Origin of the sequence: Spiroplasma endosymbiont of Dromius quadrimaculatus (genome assembly GCF_964031155.1) — a bacterium.
Taxonomy (GTDB): domain Bacteria; phylum Bacillota_I; class Bacilli_A; order Mycoplasmatales; family Nriv7; genus Nriv7.
The window spans coordinates 1,236,496-1,257,503 of sequence record NZ_OZ035010.1 but is presented as its reverse complement, the minus strand read 5'-3'; the positions used below and the strand labels follow the sequence as shown (position 1 = coordinate 1,257,503).

13 protein-coding genes are annotated in these 21,008 nt (G+C 24.1%); 11 read left to right on the top strand and 2 right to left on the bottom strand.

Going from position 1 to position 21,008, the window contains the following annotated elements; translation table 4 throughout:
* Positions 1-5: 5 nt before the first annotated feature.
* Both AAHM88_RS06960 and AAHM88_RS06955 read left to right on the top strand, forming a co-directional pair.
* Positions 6-2,168 (top strand): hypothetical protein, encoded by a 2,163-nt coding sequence (locus tag AAHM88_RS06960; protein WP_342262264.1) that lies wholly within the window; start codon positions 6-8, stop codon positions 2,166-2,168.
* Positions 2,169-2,222: 54 nt separating this feature from the next.
* Positions 2,223-2,690: a hypothetical protein gene (locus AAHM88_RS06955; protein ID WP_342262720.1), complete on the top strand. Its 468-nt coding sequence runs from the start codon at positions 2,223-2,225 to the stop codon at positions 2,688-2,690.
* Between the two features lie 49 nt (positions 2,691-2,739).
* Here the strand turns inward: AAHM88_RS06955 and AAHM88_RS06950 are convergent, their stop codons facing one another.
* On the bottom strand, positions 2,740-4,881 hold the full coding sequence (locus tag AAHM88_RS06950) for a hypothetical protein (protein ID WP_342262719.1): 2,142 nt from the start codon (positions 4,879-4,881) through the stop codon (positions 2,740-2,742).
* Between the two features lie 341 nt (positions 4,882-5,222).
* Complete coding sequence (locus AAHM88_RS06945; protein WP_342262718.1) at positions 5,223-5,516, bottom strand: hypothetical protein; 294 nt, start codon at positions 5,514-5,516, stop codon at positions 5,223-5,225.
* Positions 5,517-5,710: 194 nt separating this feature from the next.
* Here AAHM88_RS06945 and AAHM88_RS06940 point away from each other — a divergent pair, with 194 nt between their 5' ends.
* From AAHM88_RS06940 to AAHM88_RS06900, 9 genes are all read left to right on the top strand, one after another.
* Positions 5,711-7,099, top strand: a complete 1,389-nt coding sequence (locus AAHM88_RS06940; protein ID WP_342262717.1) for an Mbov_0401 family ICE element transposase-like protein — start codon at positions 5,711-5,713, stop codon at positions 7,097-7,099.
* Between the two features lie 320 nt (positions 7,100-7,419).
* A complete protein-coding gene (gene rplK / locus AAHM88_RS06935) occupies positions 7,420-7,854 on the top strand; it encodes a 50S ribosomal protein L11 (protein ID WP_342262716.1) in 435 nt (144 codons plus the stop codon).
* Positions 7,855-7,856: 2 nt separating this feature from the next.
* A complete protein-coding gene (rplA, locus tag AAHM88_RS06930; protein ID WP_342262715.1) occupies positions 7,857-8,558 on the top strand; it encodes a 50S ribosomal protein L1 in 702 nt (233 codons plus the stop codon).
* Between the two features lie 169 nt (positions 8,559-8,727).
* Positions 8,728-10,116: a flavin monoamine oxidase family protein gene (locus AAHM88_RS06925; protein WP_342262714.1), complete on the top strand. Its 1,389-nt coding sequence runs from the start codon at positions 8,728-8,730 to the stop codon at positions 10,114-10,116.
* 175 nt (positions 10,117-10,291) lie between these two features.
* Positions 10,292-11,095: an ETX/MTX2 family pore-forming toxin gene (locus AAHM88_RS06920; RefSeq protein WP_342262713.1), complete on the top strand. Its 804-nt coding sequence runs from the start codon at positions 10,292-10,294 to the stop codon at positions 11,093-11,095.
* A 9-nt stretch (positions 11,096-11,104) separates the two neighbouring features.
* Positions 11,105-15,289, top strand: a complete 4,185-nt coding sequence (locus tag AAHM88_RS06915) for a hypothetical protein (protein WP_342262712.1) — start codon at positions 11,105-11,107, stop codon at positions 15,287-15,289.
* Between the two features lie 74 nt (positions 15,290-15,363).
* Complete coding sequence (locus AAHM88_RS06910; protein ID WP_342262711.1) at positions 15,364-16,170, top strand: hypothetical protein; 807 nt, start codon at positions 15,364-15,366, stop codon at positions 16,168-16,170.
* An 18-nt stretch (positions 16,171-16,188) separates the two neighbouring features.
* Positions 16,189-20,664 (top strand): hypothetical protein, encoded by a 4,476-nt coding sequence (locus AAHM88_RS06905; protein WP_342262710.1) that lies wholly within the window; start codon positions 16,189-16,191, stop codon positions 20,662-20,664.
* A gap of 153 nt (positions 20,665-20,817) precedes the next feature.
* The gene (locus tag AAHM88_RS06900; protein WP_342262709.1) at positions 20,818-21,000 is read left to right on the top strand and encodes a hypothetical protein; all 183 of its coding nucleotides are present in this window, start codon (positions 20,818-20,820) and stop codon (positions 20,998-21,000) included.
* Positions 21,001-21,008 lie beyond the last annotated feature (8 nt).

Below are 21,008 nucleotides of genomic sequence, written 5' to 3'. Positions count from 1 at the left end.
TAAAAATGTTTATGAAAATATTTACCGTATTAATTATTAGTTTCAATAACATTTTTACCATTCCCCAAAACATTAACAATGATGAAATAACAACACAATCACTAATTAGAAATAAAAAAGAAAGTAATAAAGTTTATAATTTTGAAATCAAAAACTTAGAAAAAGTAGAGTTTTGAATTTCAAATACAAAAATTGTGCGAGCCCAAATATATAAAAAAGATAATAGCAGTTTAAATGAAAAATTACCAGAATTAAAAAATTTAAACAACTTTACTTTTCTATTTACACAAAAATTTCAAAATAATCAGAGTAAACAAAAAGAAATTAGACAATTAATAACTACACACGGAACAAAAATAGAAAATGAAGATGATAAATGAGTAATTAACAAAAAAATAACAATTAAAGCACAAGGCACAGATTTAAATGTTTGAACCAATAATAATCTTACAAAAGATTACTTTTTAGAAAATATCAATGAATTTAAAATTGAAATTGAAAAAAATAGTACTGATATTGACTTGCCAACAACAACTATTAAATTTGATGGCAACCATAACTATAATGATGTTATCGAGAATCTTGATTATTTAATGATTCATCGCGGTGATTTTGACAAATTCAATTATTCTTATCTTTATTGAACACCAGTATTTAATTTCATTGATACCTTAGAAAAAGGTTATTACAAAGAATTTACGATTAAAAATCATGGTTTTAAAAACGAAAGCTATTTTTATCACAAGAATTCAACTACTTTATCAAACTCAGAAATAATCGACCCGACAAATGCAACCAAAATCGAAATTATAAAAAAAATTAAAAAAAGACTTAATGAAAAAATTAACAATCTTGCTGGCGTAAATAATGCAATTGAGGGCATCGACTATAATACTGAAATTAAAGATAATGACAACAATTACTTAGATGATAGGACTACTTTTGATTTAACAACAGACAATGTCGCTGACAGAACATTTACCGTTAAATTCACTGCAATTGAAACGAGTACACAATTGCAAGGAACAAATACGCTTAAAGTGGTCATTGCGAAACAAGAGGATACTAACGATAATTTCCTTAAAATTAAGGCATTTAACAAAACCCTAATTGCTGGAAATAACTATTTACAATTATTACACGGTGAAAATAAAATATGAAAATATGACACCAAAAGGGCTAACGATTATTACCTAATTAAGTACCTTTTTGGAACCTTAAATTACCTTAATGTTAAATTTAGTTTTCTACGCTATGACCCTGATTTACGAAATGACATTTACCTTTATTTTAAAAACAACATTCCTAGTATTAATAACAGCGATTATAAAAATATTTTTGATGAAATCTATGAAATTCTTGGTAACTTCTTTGCCAGTTTATTTTATGCTACTTTTGATATGGATGAAAAAACTCATACCGAAATTGATTTTAAGGGTGTAGATAATTACAACAAAGATTACTTTATTCAAATTGGTTTCTTTTATCGTTCGTTAATTACCTTTTATCCCAAAAAATATTTAATTAATGTTATTGGTAATTCGGAATTATTACTAAGAAGTTATTTTTTTACTTTTGATAAAAAAACGCACCAAGAAAAATTTAATGCTATTAACAACACCAATAGCATTTATCAAATTGATTTTAATGTCCTTAAATCTTATGATAATAAACTGATTACCTTGCCAACCAGCAAGACTGCTAACAGTATCAATTACCTCAATACCGACATTGATATTCGCTATGGCATTAATATTTTTACCTTAACTTTTCCTTTATACCATAAAACAAATACCTTTAATTATAATTTTAAAATTTATGACTTTAATGTATTAAATTCCACAGCCTTTATTCCCGATGGTTCCACCAACTCAGAATGAGACGACTTAATTCCGCCAACAAATTGTAAATATTCAGGGCGGTGGATACCCACATTTAACGATATTGGTTGTGCCATTCAGAATTCTGGCATCAAAATGTTAAACTGAATGCTGACCGCTTCACAAGTCATTACCATTTTACGACCATTAGCAATCATTGCGAAAGCAACAGTTAATTTTTCAACTGCTATTTTCCCAGTTTTTAAAACGGTACCTGCGTTTTACTATACCTTTCAGTTTTTAATTGGTTTTGCCATTTTTCTAATGATTTTACGAATTTTTGTATAATATATATATATATATATATATATTGAAAAATAAAATAATAAAGGAGTTAAAATAATGAAAATTTTAAACATAATAACTCTTTCAGGACTAACGGCATTGCCGATAGTTAGTTGTTCCAAAAAAGCGAATGAATCAGTAGAACAAAAAAATAAAGTTTATGATTTTAAAATCATAAACTTAGAAAAAGTAGAGTTTTGAATTTCAAATACAAAAATTGTACGAGTCCAAATATATAAAAAAGATAATAGCAGTTTAAATAAAAAATTACCAGAATTAAAAAATTTAAACAACTTTACTTTCCTATTTACACAAAAATTTCAAAATAATCAGAGTAAACAAGAAGAAATTAGACAATTAATGACTACACACGGAACAAAAATAGAGAATGAAGATGATAAATGAGTAATTAACAAAAAAATAACAATTAAAGCACAAGGTACAGAGTTAAATGTTTGAACCAATAATAATCTTACAAAAGATTACTTTTTAGAAAATATAAATGAATTTAAGTTAATTACTTAGAGACACAGTTAATTGTACAGTCCCTGTCCCAATTAAAGTTATTGCATATTTAAAGCTCATAATTTTTTATTTTATTTTTTTCAATATCAAAAGTAATACCAAATGTATCTGTTGAAAAAATTAAAGAATTACTTGATTGAAAATAATCATTTATTTCTATAAAATGACAAATTAAAAAAGAAATTAAAGTATTTCTATCTTGTTCATTATATTTTTCAAAAAGACTATAATCACTTATTGGAAATTTATTTATATCACTTACAATATTAATGATTGTTTCAATGTGTGGTTTAATTTCTTTTTCTCAAATTTCTTTGTTAAAACTAATTTTTAATTGATCAGGTTGTAAAAACTTGTATCATTTTTCAATACTGTTATTTTGTGCATTATTTATTAAAATATAATCAAAAAAATAACTATAATAAAAATCTGTCGATAAAAATGCTTTCAATCCACCACCTAGTTGTTTATCAATCGTTACATATTTAGTATTATCTAATTTAAAATAGTCATCTACAGTTTTATAATTATATACGACACCTCCAATTGTCATATTTCTATCTTGTTCATTATATTTTTCAAAAAGACTATAATCACTTATTGGAAATTTATTTATATCACTTACAATATTAATGATTGTTTCAATGTGTGGTTTAATTTCTTTTTCTCAAATTTCTTTGTTAAAACTAATTTTTAATTGATCAGGTTGTAAAAACCTGTATCGTTTTTCAATACTATTATTTAAATTATTATCATCGTCATCATCATTGTCATGTAATTTATATATTTGATTACTTTTTATTTTTTTTATATTATTAAAAGTTACATTGATATTTCCAAAATAATTATTATTTTGACTCGTAATTGTTGCTGAATTTGTAGTTACTCTTGTAACTACTAAATCATTAACTGTTAATCCAGAATTTGGATTTGCTCTTATTACTTCTGTAATAATTGTTTGAAATGAATTATTTGGTATATCACCCAAATCAGTATTAGTAATAACGGATGATAAATGTACAGTAAGTGAATCAAAAACAACATCAATTGTTCCAAAATAATTATTATTTTGACTCGTAATTGTTGCTGAATTTGTAGTTACTCTTGTAACTACTAAATCATTAACTGTTAATCCAGAATTTGGATTTGCTCTTATTACTTCTGTAATAATTGTTTGAAATGAATTATTTGGTATATCACCCAAATCAGTATTAGTAATAACGGATGATAAATGTACAGTAAGTGAATCAAAAACAACATCAATTGTTCCAAAATAATTATTATTTTGACTCGTAATTGTTGCTGAATTTGTAGTTACTCTTGTAACTACTAAATCATTAACTGTTAATCCAGAATTTGGATTTGCTCTTATTACTTCTGTAATAATTGTTTGAAATGAATTATTTGGTATATCACCCAAATCAGTATTAGTAATAACGGATGATAAATGTACAGTAAGTGAATCAAAAACAACATCAATTGTTCCAAAATAATTATTATTTTGACTCGTAATTGTTGCTGAATTTGTAGTTACTCTTGTAACTACTAAATCATTAACTGTTAATCCAGAATTTGGATTTCTTCTTAAAATTTCTTCTATAATTGTTTCAGGTCTATTATCTGATATTGCTTTTAAATTAGTATTTTCAATAACAGATGATAAATAAGGTAAACTAAAATGTAAAAAAACTTGATGTCCAGAAAAATTAATTCCAGGATTAATTCCAAATCTAAAACTGTTAATATCAGTAGAATAAATAAGTTTAATTTCGTCAGAAATTAAGTTTCTTAAATCATTATTTGTTAGTCCAGAGTTTGGATTTATATTTAATATAGCTTTAATGATTGTTTCTATTGACGAATCATTTATTGTGCCTAAATCAGTATTAACAATAACGGTTGATAAATCAATTTTTGTAATAGTAAAAGTTATTGTTATCGTATATTCGTAATCAAAATTTCCAGTACTATGAAAATCGTGTAATGAAGAACTGCTGTTAGTTGATTGATTAAATAAAATTTCAGCTGAATTTCTTGTAATATTTCTAACTTCTAGTCTTATATTTCTACCACGATAATTTAAATTGTTTATTTCATGTAATCTTTTAATAATGTTATCTTTTGAATTTGTTTCTAAATGACCTAAGTTAGTATTAGTAATAAATGTTCTTAAACTTAAATATCTGGGCATAAAAATTACATTTACTGAAAGTAAATAATTAATATTTGAACTTTCTATTAATGCTGACCCAGTTGTTATATTTGTAACTATTAAATCATCAACTGTTAATAAATGATCTAAATCATTTCTTTCTATAAATTGTCTTGCGATTGTTTCGGGTCTATTATTTAAAATATTATTTAAATTTAAAATAGCATTTTCATTTATTATACCTAAATTTCCATTAAGATTAACTATATCAGAATCAAAATTAATAGTAAAAGTTAAAGTTCTTGGAAATGGTGCAAATTCTCAATTTCTAAAATGAACAATAGCTAAGTTGGTTGTAATCTTTTCAAATTCAATATTTTCTAAAAAATCTTGTCTTGATAAAATTGGATGATTAATTTCATTTCACTTAATCTTTTTATAACACTGTTTATATTAACTTTTTTTATTTTACCAATATTAATTGTTGTAATTATATTTTTTAATGACGGCGGGGTTTGTCTTTTGTTTCTTTTTAAATTATTGGTTTGTAAAAAGTTGTTTTCAGTATTATTTTTTAATATTTTCTCTATTTTAGTTGAGACATTACTAAGAATACCTGGTATTCCACTACTTGCCATTGTTATTGTACTTAATAAACTAAGTAATTTTTTCATTTATTAAATCCTTTTTATGAATTTTTACTAATTAATAAAATTTACAACATCTTTTCCTTTCTCCAAATCTTAGTCTTGAATCTCCTTACTTTGGAATTTCATTATATATCAACAAACAAAAATTTCTACTTTTTAGATCATAAACTAACGAAATTTAACTTTGTTAAAATTACTAGTAAGAAAGGTAATTTATTATGTTAGAAATTAATAATAATGTAAAAACCTTAGAAAATAAGCATTGATTAAACTTATTTACAACCCACAAAAATATGTACACCAATAAATGCGAACAATTAGCTAATGAATATGAAAAATTAGATGAATACTTATATAAATATCATTTTCGCTTAAAACAAGGTTATAAAGTAGTTCATTTTGCTGTAAGAACAATTATTACAATTTTTGGTGATGTTACTTTTAAACGACGCCGATATAAATATTGAAATCAAAAATCAGGGAAATTTGAATATGTATGTTTGTTGGATAAAGAAATTGGTTTATTGCCCAAACAACGCATTTATTTTGATGTCCAATTTAAAGTTTTAAGTCTTCTGGGTGATGGCAAACGCTATCGCGATGTTTTAGATGCTCTAAATCATTGTTATATTTCAAAAGGTAGTATTTCAAATATTTTAAATAAATACGATATTGCTGAATATTTTCAACTAGCAGAAAAAGAAACTAAAAATAGAATTGATGTTAAAAATAAGGATTTATATATTCAACTAGATGAGACATTTTTAGCGACATTAGATAAGAAAGTTAAACAAGACCAAAGAATTCGTTTAGTTACTTTTCATACCGGACATAAAGAAAAAAATTACAAAAATGCTCGTAGAGAATTGGAAAACAAACGAGGTCATTTTCTAATGTTAAAAGTTGGTAAACGAATAAATACGATGGATTATCGTGATTTATTAATTAAAGAATTACAAAAACATTATGTAAATATTAATTATGACAGAATAATTGTTTGTGGCGATGGTGATACTTGAATTAGAGAAATTGCCAATAGTTTTGGCAATGTTAGATATATTTTAGACGGTTATCACGCTATTAAAAAATTAAAACAAACCGCATTTAATATTATTTTTGAAAATCGCAAAGTAGCATTAAATAGTTGAATTAAATTATATAAAGATGGAAATCATCAAGAATTAATCAAAAACATTCGTAATGTTGTTAAAAATGAATTAAATAAAGATATTAAAACAAGTTTAAGAAAAGCGAGTAATTATTTCAGTAATAATAAGCATGGTATTCATAATCAAAATTTAGAATGAAATATTGGTTGTAGCATTGAAAGTGATGTATCACATTTAATAAAACAACAATTAGGATATGGAGCAAAAATATATAATCATAAGAATTTAAATAACCTATTACATTTAAGAATGGCAAATTTAAACAAATTAAATGTATTACATTATATTAATGAAAATATTAATTCAGAAATAGAAATCAGAAAAGAAATATATAAAACTTCATTATGAAATAAATATAATAATAAAAATGCTGATAGTTGAATTAATAAAGGTAGTATTGTATATACGAATAAATATAGAAAACATAAATTTAGATAATTAGTGAAAATTTAATAATAATTAATAATTTTTTAATTTTTTATTGTGTAAAAATTCAATAATATGATAAAATCATAACGAATAAAATGACAATAACAAGAAAGGCAGGGTTAGTTTAGTAATTAAATAATATAATTAGCTGATTGTTTTACTTCTTCAAAGCAATACCTAAGAAAACTAAACGCGACCCCTCCTAATAGTAGTTATGTTGAATTGTGACAGTAATAATGTTATTATATATAAGCCTGAAAAAAATAGGTTAATGTGGGAGAGATATCGTTGACCACAGCGAGAACAATTATGTATAGGAGGTGTTGCTCGTGGCTAAAAAAATTAAAAGAATTGCTAAATTACAGTTTAATGCGGCACAAGCTAAGCCAGGTCCGGAATTGGCTTCATTAGGGATTAATATGCCACAATTTTGTATTGCTTTTAATGATGCAACAAAAACAAGAATGGGTGATATTGTCCCTGTTGTTATTACTGCTTATGATGATAAGTCATTTGATTTTGTTTTAAAAACAACGCCAGCAGCTGTTTTATTAAAAAGAGCAGCTAATATTGAAAAAGGTTCAAGTAGTAGTAAAAAAGAAAAAGTAGCAACGCTTACTGAAGATAAAATCAGAGAAATTGCTGAATATAAAATGGTTGATTTAAATGCTAATGATATTGAAAAGGCAATGAAAATTATTGAAGGAACAGCAAGAAATATGGGAATTGTTGTTGAAAAGCTATCAAAAGAGGAACAAAAATAGTTATGGTAATTGTTAAAAAGAGTCGTTATTCTAAAAATTATCAAAAAGTATCCCAAATGTTTGATAAAACTAAAATATATTCAATTGATGAAGCTGTTTCATTAGTTAAAAAAACTTCAATAACAAAATTTGATGCTACGGTTGAGTTAGTTTTTCTTTTAAATGTTGATCCAAGACATGCTGATCAACAACTTCGTGGAGCGTTAGTGTTACCGGCAGGAACTGGTAAAAAACAAAGAATTTTAGTATTAACTAATAGTATGAATCAAGTGGCGATTGATAATAAAGCTGATTTTGTTGGTGGTAAGGATTTAATTGAAAAAATTCAAAAAGAAAATTGATTTGATTTTGATGTTATTATTGCAACACCAGATATTATGGCTGAATTAGGAAAGATTGGTAAAATATTAGGACCTAAGGGTTTAATGCCAAATCCAAAAACAGGAACGGTAACTACTGATGTGCAAAAAGCAATTGCAGAAATTCGTAAGGGTAAAATTGAATATCGTGTTGATAAGCAAGGTAATGTTCATGTAATTATTGGTAAGGTTTCTTTTAGTGAAGAGCAGTTAAAGGAAAATTATCAAGCGATTTATGAAACGCTTAGAAAAGTTCGTCCCGCAGCCGTTAAAGGTGCTTATGTAAAAAATATTAGTATTAGCACTACTATGGGACCAGCGATTAAAGTTGCTATTGAGCATTAATGATATAATATAATGTTTTAAAGTGGTAGAGAAGATTTTTCTCTACTATTTTTTTATATTATTTTACTATCTTTGCGATTAGTTAGTAGTATTGCTAATAACTGGTAATTTTGATATAACTATAATAAGTAATTATTTTAAGGTAATGCTATTGAGGTGTACATTCGTAATGAAAAATAATCAAACGAAGTATGATGTTATTATTATTGGAGCTGGATTTTCTGGTTTAGCGGCAGCATTACGCTTAAAACCTTATAAGTTAAAAGTATTAATTTTAGAAGCTGATGATGATATTGGTGGTCGTAGTTGAAATAAAGTTTTAGATGATGGAACAATAGTTGAATTAGGTGGTCAATGAGTTGGTTGACAACATCAAAGGATGTTATCGTTTATTAATAAATATAAGTTACAAAAATATACAACACCGCCTTTTCCAGAAGGTAAAACATTGTTTCAATATAATGGTAAAATTATTGATGAGTTTCCTGAAGAGGCAATGTTGTTAGTTAATAATTTTGATAACTTAACAAAAGAAATTGATTTAGAAAAACCGTGAATGCATCCTAATGCTAAATTATGAGATAATATTACCTTTGAACATTGATTAGAAATGCAAGATGCAACAGTAGATGCTAAAAAAATGGTAGGAAGAATTATTGCTGGGGGATTATTATCTCGTGATACTAGTCATATTTCAATGTTGCAAGCATTATTTTATGTTGCTAGTAATGCTGGGTTTGATGTTGCTACCAGTTCTGAAAAAGGTGCTCAGCATTATCGTGTTATTGGTGGTAGTTATAAAATTGCTAGAAAAATGGTTAGTGATTTAAAAGGAACAGATATTATTTTAAATGAACCAGTAACAGTTATTAATTATGATCAAGAATGTGCTACTGTTTTATCAATGAATAATAATGTTTATCAGGGAAAGTATTTAATTATTGCAATTCCCCCTGTGCTTGCTAGTAAAATTCATTATCATCCAAGTTTAGGTTCACAATACTATGGTTTATTACAAAATTTTCCTGGTGGTGATGCTCTTAAAGTTCATTTTGTTTATGAAAGACCTTTTTGAATTGAAGATAATAATTCTGGCAATGTTTATTTACAAGAAGGATGACTTACCGAAGTAACAGATAATACCACACCAAGTGATCCGCATGCTATTTTGACAGGATTTATTTATGGTAATAAAAAAAGAGAATTAATTCAAAAGGATTTAGAAGAAAGAAAAAAGTTATTACTGAATGAGTTAGCATTATTTTTTGGTGAAGAAGCTAAAAATATTTTACAATATATTGAATATGATTGATTAAATTCGCCTTGAACGGGTGGATGTTTTTCAGGTAGTTTAAGAATTGGTTGTTGAACTAGTTATGGACCATATTTAAGGCGCCCAATTGGTGCAATTCATTGAGCAAGTACAGAGTTAAGTATTCATTTTAATGGTTATTTTGAAGGAGCAGTGTTATCTGGTGAAAGAGCTGCTGATGAAATTATTAAGGAATTAAAAATTAAAAAACCTAAAATTAAAAGAAAAATTGTTAAAAAGAAATAAATAATAATTATATCAAACATTTGTATTGATATTTTTGTAATTTTATTTCACAATTAAAGTATTAATTTGTAATAAAATAGCAGTTTGGGTATGTGTTCTGCAATAAAAAAGGTTAATAACGCAAAGTTTAATACTTAAACGGCGTTATTTTTATTTGGGAAGGATAGTTTTTATTATGAATAGTGATTTAAGTTTAGTAAACTCTAGTAGTATTTTAGAACCAATGCAATGAGAGGAGCCAGAAATTATCCAGATAGAAGAGGTTGCGACTAAAGCTTTAGAATGAGCATATCGCTTAACTAATCTGTTGCATTATGATTTTGTTGCTAATGTAACTGATATTGATGTTAGCAATTTAGGTTTTATTAGTTCTTCGGTTGATAAAGTAGAAGAAATTAGTAGTGCTTTTGAAAATCAACAAGTACATCAAGCTTCGGCTCCGTTAGTTAATAATACTTCTGATGTTATAAAGTTAAATTCTCAGTTTTATAGTTATACTTGTACTAATGAAAAGTGAAGTCAAATTTCAAAAGGGATTAATGTTATATTTGCACCAAATGTTAAATTTACTGAATCAATAAGTGGAATCTTAAAAGTGAACCTTAATTGGGCTAATACTGAAATAAAAAAAGAAATAATAACAACAGATTTAGCAGCACCATCACAGTCAGTCCCCGTACCGCCACATTCTACTAGATATGTTAAGTACATTTTAACTAGAAAAAAAACTAAGTTTAAGTTATATTTAAGTGGAGTTATTAGTGGTAATATTTTTGGGAAAATTAATCTTAAATCAGGAGAGAAAATTGATTATAGTATTTCTATTGGTTTTGCAGCGTATTGTTTAGAAATAATGGATCAATCACCAGCTGGTGTTTCTCGTAATAAAGATAAAACTAAGATGAATTTTAATGGTTTTGGAAAAATTGAAAGTATTGACGCATCAAATCTGATTGTTTTTATTGATGATAATGAATAGGTTTTTTATATGCCAATAAAAGATAGGTTTTTCAGTGCTGATCAAGTCCAAATATTTCAAGGAAATCTAAAAATAATTCAGCAAATTTCTCAAAAATATAAAAATATTAATATTAAACCAGAATATATAAAATTTAAAAATATCATTGATGATGTTATTAAAATTGAACTTTGAAAAATAATTTTTAATAACTTAAATATTAAAATTCAAGTTACGAACTTAGATTATTGATATAAAGGTTGAACAAATAAGCATATGAAATTGCATTATGAGCAAGCTTTTTTAAAACCAACAATTGAATTACTGTATTATCCATTTATATTATCTGTTGTTAGTGATATCGTTCTTTATTATTCTGAGAATTTGAAAAATATCAATCGTGAAAAATGTATTAAAAATGCTTTAGATATTATCAATGTTCTTCAAGAATTAATTGTAACTGGTAAAACAGTTTTTAAATTAGATGGTTATTTTCAAAATATGCTTAAAAGTTGAAATCTTGTAAAAATTTTTGAGAATGCTAAATTACAAAAATATGATCAGCATGTTTTGCTATTAGATTATTCTACTATTAATTATAAATATTTGTATTTTGCTAATTTATTATCAATTTATGACAAAGTTACTAATGTAATTCAGAATAGTTTACCGCGATTATATACTATCCCTGATGAATATGTTTTATTTGAAATGGTAACTAATAAAGCAAGTCCCTTTAAAATTTGGTTTAATCATCAAATTAATCTTAAAGTATTACCGATCTGACGAGTAATGTTAACAAGTACAATGCTGTCAAAAAGATATGATTTTTTGTCGCCTTCTAATTTTGATTTGAAAATTAAATTAAGTGAACTTGAAACAATAGGAAAAGTTAAAATATATTTTGATAATAAAATATTTGATTTTAATGATCATAAATTAATAATTTTAAATACACAAAAAGATGCCTTTAATTTAGTTTGAAAATTAACTAATGAAATGTGTGGTGGCCGACACTTTAAGCTGGAAATGGAGCATTTTCAACCACAAAAAAAGTTGTTAAATAATTCAATAGCGATAGAAAGTGGTGAATCATTTAATTTTAAAATTATAATGCTTGTTGATGTTGGTGAATTTAAATTTAAAATTAAGCATGTTTTAACTTTTGAACAATTAATGAATATTGTAGCAGGCATATTTAGTAATGTTTTTGATTTTAATGAGCATCATTTAATGGTTACAAGCACACAAAGGGTTGTTTATAATTTTATTCTTGAAAAAATTTCTTTCATTGTTGGTAAATATCTACGTTTTAAAGTTGAAATTCAGAATTTTCAAGCAACAAAACAAATTTTTGAAGATGAAAAGTATGATATCATTGAAAATAAGATTTCATTTAATTTTATTATTATTAAAGAAAATTTATATTTTTCTTTTATTTTTGAAGCAAAAAATATCTTAACATCTTTAAAAGTATTAGAAAAGGTAAAGCAATATTTTTTAAAAACATTTGATTTTAATGAACATAAGTTAACAGTTTATGATACGATGCGTGATGCTTATAATATTGCTAAAATTTTAATTAAAAAAATTATTGGTGAAAAAATTAGTTTTGAAATTGTTCCAAATAATATTAGTCTTGATAAAAAAATTGCAGGAACTTCTTTAAAAGTTCTTGCGGGTGATTTTATTAATTTTAATATGAATATTTTGGGCAATACGATAAATTTTGATTTTAAATTTGCATATACTATTGTGAACAATTATATTTTATATAAATTTTTTCAACAAGTTTTTGATTTAAATTTAAGTTCAATTAATTTAGTAAAGGATGCTTTTGTGATCTTAAAAACAAAATTGCTTGCCGATTTACCCAAAGTTTATTCTTTAATTAAAAATATTTCTTTTACTACAAAATATAAAAGATTAGAAAATCTAAATTTGTTTGATTTGATGTTAGCAATTAATTCTAAAAATATTTGGGAAACAAAATCATTAAAAATGAGTTTTGAAAACTTATTATTTAAAATTAAATTAACTTTTCAAGAGCAGGAACATATATTTATTATTTATTTAAGTAATGTTAAATTAGTACAAAGTCATTTGGTTCAAGTTGTTAAAATGTTTTTTGCTCAAGAATATTATTGAAATATTTTAACGATAAATACGGGTATGGATGTTTTAGATAAAGCTAAAATTGAGTTAAATAAAATGTTAGGTGAAGAATTGGCTAAGTTAGTAGAATTAAACTTAAAGGATCCTAGAGATTTTAATTTATTGAATCAAGTTGGAAATAATTTTTGAAATATTGTCATTAAGGTAAATGATGAAGAAATTCTTGATTGTGAAAATGATCTTAAAATAAAATTAGTAGGGATTAAAGATGATCATCAAATTTTTAAAGATAAAGTGATTGATTTTTTAATTAATGATGTAAAAGACTGAGGTTTAACTACTGAACATAATGGTTGGTTTGTTTTGAATAAAGCAAGAGCAGAATTAGAAAAATTGATTGATACAGATATTATGCGAGTTAAAATTGAATTAATTCATTCTGATGAGGAAGATTTACAGAAATTTTATAACATTAAAAATTCTTTAGGTATTAATTATTGATATGTATCTCTTGAAATAGATAATTTAAGGGTTATTAATCCAAGTATGTTTTTTACAATTAGAATATGAGCAATACTAAGTCGCAACGAACTTATCGTTAGAGTTATAAATTTTTTAAATCAAGAACATGATTGAGATTTAACTGATGATAATGATGGTTTTAAAGTAATTGAAATTGCTAATAAACAATTAAAATTATATTTAGAAGATGATATGGCACTTTATAGTCGTGTTGAATTAAGGTTAAAATATCTTGAATCTTATAGTTTTAAAAATAAGATTGAAAGTAGTGAATGAGCAATATTTTGTCTTGTTGATAATGAAGTAATTCCAAATCCTAATGATAAGATTAAACTGCGTTTAATAAATATTACTAAGAGTAATTATAATATTATTATTAGTAAAATTATTGACTTTTTTGCTAATGATATTGAATTTACTATTCATGGGTTATTCACAAATAATGTTAGAGCAGATGCTTATAATTTTGTTAAAAATTGAATTACTGAAAATTTTACTTATAATTTAGTTTTTGAATTAAAAATGCAAGGTGACAATGATAGTAAAAGTATGTCTAGTCCCATTATCAATAATTCACGATTAATTCCGACAGGGGATTGATTTGATTTTAATATAAAAATTGGTAGTAAGACAGGAAAATTTAGATTTAAAGCTAAAAATATTCCTAAAAATATGTATGAGTGTTATGTTATTAAAATTAAAGAATTATTCGCTTGTGAATTTAATTATTCACAGCATCTGTTAACAATAAATAATACCAGAGAAGATTGTAAAAATTTGGTTTCAAATTGAATCAGAGAAATTATTTATGATGTGCCATTTGCTTTAGAAATTGTTGGCAGTTCTACAGTTGCTATTAGAAATAATTCCCGAGTAGTTTCTAATGGTGATTATATTGATTTTCAGGTTGAAATTGGTTCGGAAAAAGGAGAATTTAAACTTAAAGTAAAAAATGTTGCTAAAAATGAAAATCAAGGAGTAGTTTTTAAAATTATTCATTATTTTGAACAAGTGTTTGATTTTAATACGCACCAGTTAACGCAGTCGCATTCAAAACAAAATGTTTTTAATTTAGTTAACTATTGAATTACTCATATTTTTACTCATAATTTACCATTTAATTTAACAATAGCCGATCCAGATCCGATTAATACTTATCTTATTAATAATTCACCAGAAGTTCCAACTGGTGATTGAGCTAAGTTTACTATTTTTATTGGTGATGAGGGAAGTGATTTTATATTTAAAATTAAGAATGTTGGGATTAATATTGATAAAAATTTAATTTTAGAAATAAAATCATATTTTAGTAATAGATTTTTTCAATTTAATGAACATAAATTAACAACAAATAATACAATTTTGGATGTGTATAATTTTGTTTATAACTGGATAGAATTGAAATTTACTAAAGGGATTCAATTTGCTTTATATTTGAAGGAAATTGATATTTTAAAAATTGGTAGTGTTGATAATACTAGAAAATTATCAAGAGTAGAGTTTATTGATTTTATTCTTTTTCTTGGTGAAGAAAAAGAAGAATTTATTTTTAAAGTTAAATCTGTAAAAGTCGTTTAAAGGTTCTTATATTTTATAAGAAATATTGTTAATAAGTTTTATTGTTAACATATTTAAAAAGGAGATAATTTTTTATGGAAAATTTACAAACAGTAATTAGTGAAAGTGATGTACCACATTTATTGCAGAAACGCGTATCACAAGAGTTAAAGATTGAAGAAATTGCAAGTAAAGCTTTAGAGTGAACATATCGATTAAATAATTTATGTCATTTTAACTTATTTGAGAAAGTATTAGATCTTGATATTAGTAATTTAAAATATGTTAGTAATACAATTAGTCAAATAGAAGTTATTGAAAGTAAGCGAGATAAAGAGCAATTATTAGTAAATGATGGGTATCAACCGTTAATTAATGATGATAGTGATGTTGAAAAGATATTTACATTGTCAAATTATAATTATTTTTTTAAAAAAAGAAATACATATCAAATAATTCAAGGAATTAATCTTGAAAGTCCAGTAGAATGAACTAATCTTGATGCTAAATTTAATTTTATTTTAGAAATTAAAAATCCATTGTTAATGACTGATATTAAAGTAATTGAAAAACCAGAAACGATAATAGTATTAGGAAAATATTTTAATGTGCCACCGCATAGTACTGTTTATGCCCATTATTTTTTGTGACAAACAAAGGCAACATATAAGTGTAATTTAAAAAATATGATTAGTGGTAATATTTCTGGAAAAATTCATCTTAAAACAGGAGAAATAATTGATTATATTATTCCCATTGGTTTTGGAATATATCTTTTACAAAAAATGGAACAAACGACAATTAATATTTTAAAGGTTGAAAATGACAACTTAATTGAATTTAATACTGAAGCAATAATAACGACTATTGAAGGATGTAAGTTTAAGTACTGAATTTTATAATCAGAAGGTGGGATTTTAATGTTAGATTTAAGTTCACTATTTTCACATTCGACAATTTATCAATTTGAAAAGCATAATAATTTAAAATCAATAGTTAAACATATTTCTAAGAAATATAAGAGTATGGCTATTAATCCTAATGATATAAATTTTAAAAATATTATTTTAGATATTACTAGTCTTCATCTTTGAGAACAATTATATGTTGATTTAAATATTAATTGAAAAGTGGAAAATGTGCCATTAAAATTTTTCTTATATAAAGAGCATTGGACAGCAACACTTAAAAATCATTATGAAAATCTTTTTAAAAAGTCACAAGTAGAGTTAATTTATTATCCATTTATTTTGTCAGTTATTAGTGATATTGTTTGCTATTATGGCGATATTTACCATTTTAAAGGTAGTAAACAATGTATTAAAAATGCTTTAGATATTATCAATGTTGTTAAAAAATTAGTTACAAGTGGCAGAACTGTCTTTAAAAAAGATGGCTATTTTGCAGAAATGATTAATAATTGAAATATTGAAGAAATTGCTCAATTAGTAGAAAAACAAGAATATAGTAAGCATATTTTATTATCAGCATATCTTAATATTAAATATGAAGATTTATTTTGTAACATTTTATTAAAACTTGAACAATATTTTCAAGAAGTTACTAGCAGGCCTAAAACTGATAATAATATCAATATTATTTCTAAAACCTGTGAAGTGTATTATAAAGGAGTTGAAAAGTTAAGTCCGTTTTGAATTTCTTTTAATTTTAAAATAAATAATGATGAAAGTGATGCAAATATGATTTCATTTGCTTCATATGCTGAGATGTTAAAAAAACATAATTTCTTTTTACTAAGTGATTTTGATTTACAAATTGAATTTGCCGAAAAAGACTTGTTAGAAAAAATTACAAATTATTTTTCTAATACGATATTTGATTTTGATGAGCATCAATTGACAACGAATAATAAGCGACAAGATGTTTATAATTTAATTTATAAATGTATCAGGCAGATAACTAAAGGTGATTGATTTAATCTGCAATTAGATGGTTCTATGGAAGAATTTATTAGTAATAGTTCACAAGAAGTTCCAACTGGCGATATTTTTAATTTTAAGCTTAAAATAATTTCTAATGTTAATCAAAATAGTACTAGTCAATTTAGTTTCAAAATTAAAAATGTTTTAATCATTCCACAAATTGTGGAGAAAATCCAAGAGCATTTTCAAGAAGGATATGATTTTGATAAACATAAATTAATTACGATAAGTAAACAACAAGATGTTTATAATTTTGTTATGCAAGAAATTTATAAAGTTGTTGGTAAAAATAATGATTTTAGTCTTCAATTAAATAATTTTCAAGCAGAAGAAAAAATTATTAGTGATGATATTGTAATGCTAAATACGGTTTCTTTTGAGTTTGTTGTTGCTATCGGTACAGAATATAGCAATTTTATTTTTATTGCCAATAATGTTTTAACAGTTTTAGAATTATTAACAAAAATTGTAGTATTTTTTGATCAAACATTTAATTTTAATGTTCATAATTTGACAATTCATCATACTTTACAAGATGCTTATAATATAGCTAACAATTTAATTAAAGAAATTTCTAATGGTGCATTACAATTTGAACTTAGTTCTTTAGAACCATTGACTAGAAATATTAAGGGTAATTCTGAAAAAGTATTTAATGGTGATCAACTTCATCTACAATTGAAAGTATTGAATATTAGTGTGCCCTTAATAAGAATATTTTATTTTAAATTTATTAATACTAATTATAATATTATTGTTTTAAGATATTTTTTTGAACAACAACTTATTTTTAATTTAGATTATTTAAAAAATTATAGTGATATCTTTGAAAAAATTAAACAAAGATTAGCAATAAATTTGTCAAATATTTATTCTGGTTTAAATAGATTTAATTTTAATATTTTTCTTGATGAATTTATAGGTTTTAATATGACATTAAAAACCATTGATATTTGAAGAAATTTTAAATATAACAAAGTGATGTTTAAATTTAAATTTTATTTTGAAAATAAAGAATATCTGCCGATTATTGATTTAAAAAATATTGTATTATCACAAAAAAATTTAGTTGATATTATTAAACAATTTTTTGCAGAGCAATATGATTTAAATATTTCAGTTAATAATACTTGCGATGATGTTTTAAAAAAAATTAATATTAAATTAAAAGAATTTTTAGGTGAAAAATATTTTAATAAAGTTGAAATTAGTTTAGATTCTGCAATAAATTTTGATTTAAAAAATCAACCTAGTACTGATGAATGAGCAATTAGGGTTAAGGTTAATGATGAAGTTTTTGAAAATGAAATAAAAATCAGATTAAAAAATATTAAATCTGATTTTGAACAACTTTGTATGAAAACAATAGATTTTTTTGATATTGTTAAAAATTGAGACATAACAACGGAACATAATGGTTGATATATTTTAGAAAAAGCTAAGGAAGAATTAAAAAAGATAATTGGTAATGATATTAATAGGATTGAACTTAGTTTATTATATTCTGAAAGTTATCAGTTAAAAAGTATTTTGGGTCTTAATTATTGATATTTAAAACTTAAAATTGATAATAAAGAAATTGTTGATAAAAATCAAGAAAATGCAATTAAACTAATAGCAATAATCAGTCACAATGATTTAGTAATTAAAGTTAGAAATTTCTTTAACCAACAACATGATTGAAATATTGTTTCTTCAAATGATGGTGTAAAGGTTTTGGCAATGGCTAATAAACAATTAAGATTATATTTAGGAAACAAAGAAGTTGATTATAGTCGTGTTGAAATTAAATTAAATGATTTCCAAAAATCTGAATTGAAATTTGAAAATTGTGATGCTTATTGAAAAGTTATTGTTAAAGTTGATGGGAAAGATATTTTAACTAATACTAATGATGAAATTGGTATTAAATTAAAAAAAGAATTTAACTTTGAATATAATAATATTCTAATTAATAATATTGGGAATTATTTTGATACATATCGAAACTTTAAATTTAATATGCACGGATTAATGATAACAAATACTTGGCAAGATGTTTATAACTTAGTTAAACAGTGAATTATTGATAAATTTACTGGTGATTTAGAATTTACATTAGAACTTCAAAATTTTAAGCCAACAGAATTTTTAAAAACTCATTATAGAGCAATTTGAGGTTTAACTAATTATTACACTTTTAATTTTATTATAAAAATTGGTACTCAAAGTAAACCTTTAAGCGTTAGAATTAGTAATATTGCTAAAAATATTAACGAAGGTAATATTTTTAAAGTTATAGAATATTTTGAGCAAGAATTTAGTTTTTCTCAACATCAATTAACAATAAAGAATCATACAAATGATGTAAAAAATCTAGTTGAACAATGAGTTAAAAATATTATTGGTGATGTATCATTTATATTAGAAACTGAAAATCGTTATCTTACTGATTGAGCTCCTAGTATAAAAAACGGTGATATTATTGAATTTCAAATTAAAATTGGTGAAGAAAATGGTAATTTTACATTTAAGGCTAAAAATGTTGTGAGAAAAGAAATTAATCAAGTTATTTTTCAAATTATTGAATACTTTGGATCTCAATTTGATTTTAATGAACATAATTTAACAACAGGTCATATGCAACAAGATGCTTATCAAATGGTTAGTTGATTAATTAAGCATTTTACTAAGGATTTATCATTTCAATTAACTCTTAAAAATAATCAATTATTAAAGAAAAACATTATTAATAATTTAAAAACAGTTCAAAATGGTGATAGTATTGATTTTCAATTTCAAATATTCCATCATGTTATTGACTTTAAATTTAACATTAAAGATGTTCAAGGAAAGATTGTTAGAAATTTTATTAGAAAAATTCAACAATTTTTTAATAAGACATTTGATTTTAATGAACATCAACTTACAACGCAAAATATAAGACAAGATGCTTTTGAATTAGTTAAAAAATTAATAATAGAAAATTTTAGTTATAATTTAGTTTTTAAATTAGAAATGAAAGTTGCTGATGAATCCAAAAATATGTCTACACATATTGTTAATAACTCTTATGAAGTGCCAACTGGTGATTGATTTGATATGAAAATTTTTATTGGTAGCGAAGTTGGCGAGTTTAGATTTGAAGTTAAAAATGTTTTGAAAAATCTTGATGAAATTTGAATTACACGAATTCAAGAATTTTTTAATAAGACATTTGATTTTAATGAACATCAGTTTACAACGCAAAATATAAGACAAGATGCTTTAGTATTAGCTAAAAAATGAATTAAAGATAAATTTCTTGGTGATATACCTTTTGAATTGATAGCAAGAGTTCCTAGTTTACCAAGTACTAATAATATTATTAATCATTCCGAAGAAGTTCCAACAGGTGATATTTTTAATTTTGTTATTTTTGTTGGTAAAAAGGCAGACATTTTTGATTTTAAAATTAAAAATGTTGGGTCCTAATAAATAAAAAGAAAGCAGACATGCTATCATTGTCTGGCTATTTAACTAAAATATTTTGAATCTTATGACTTTAAAAATACAAAAGTAGTAATTAAATAGTAGTTTTTAGAAAAATAGCAGTTTGGAACTGTGTTCTGTGATAAAAAAATTCTAATGTCACGAATTAAATTAATCCGTGACATTATTTTATATTTTGAAAATGGGGGTATAATTTTCTTTATGAAAAATTTAAAAATAATAGATGATGATTTAAATCAAATAGTAAATAAACTAAATAATAATATTCCATCATCGCCATTTGAAGATGAAATGCCAACAAAATTATTATTAGTTTAACAAATTTC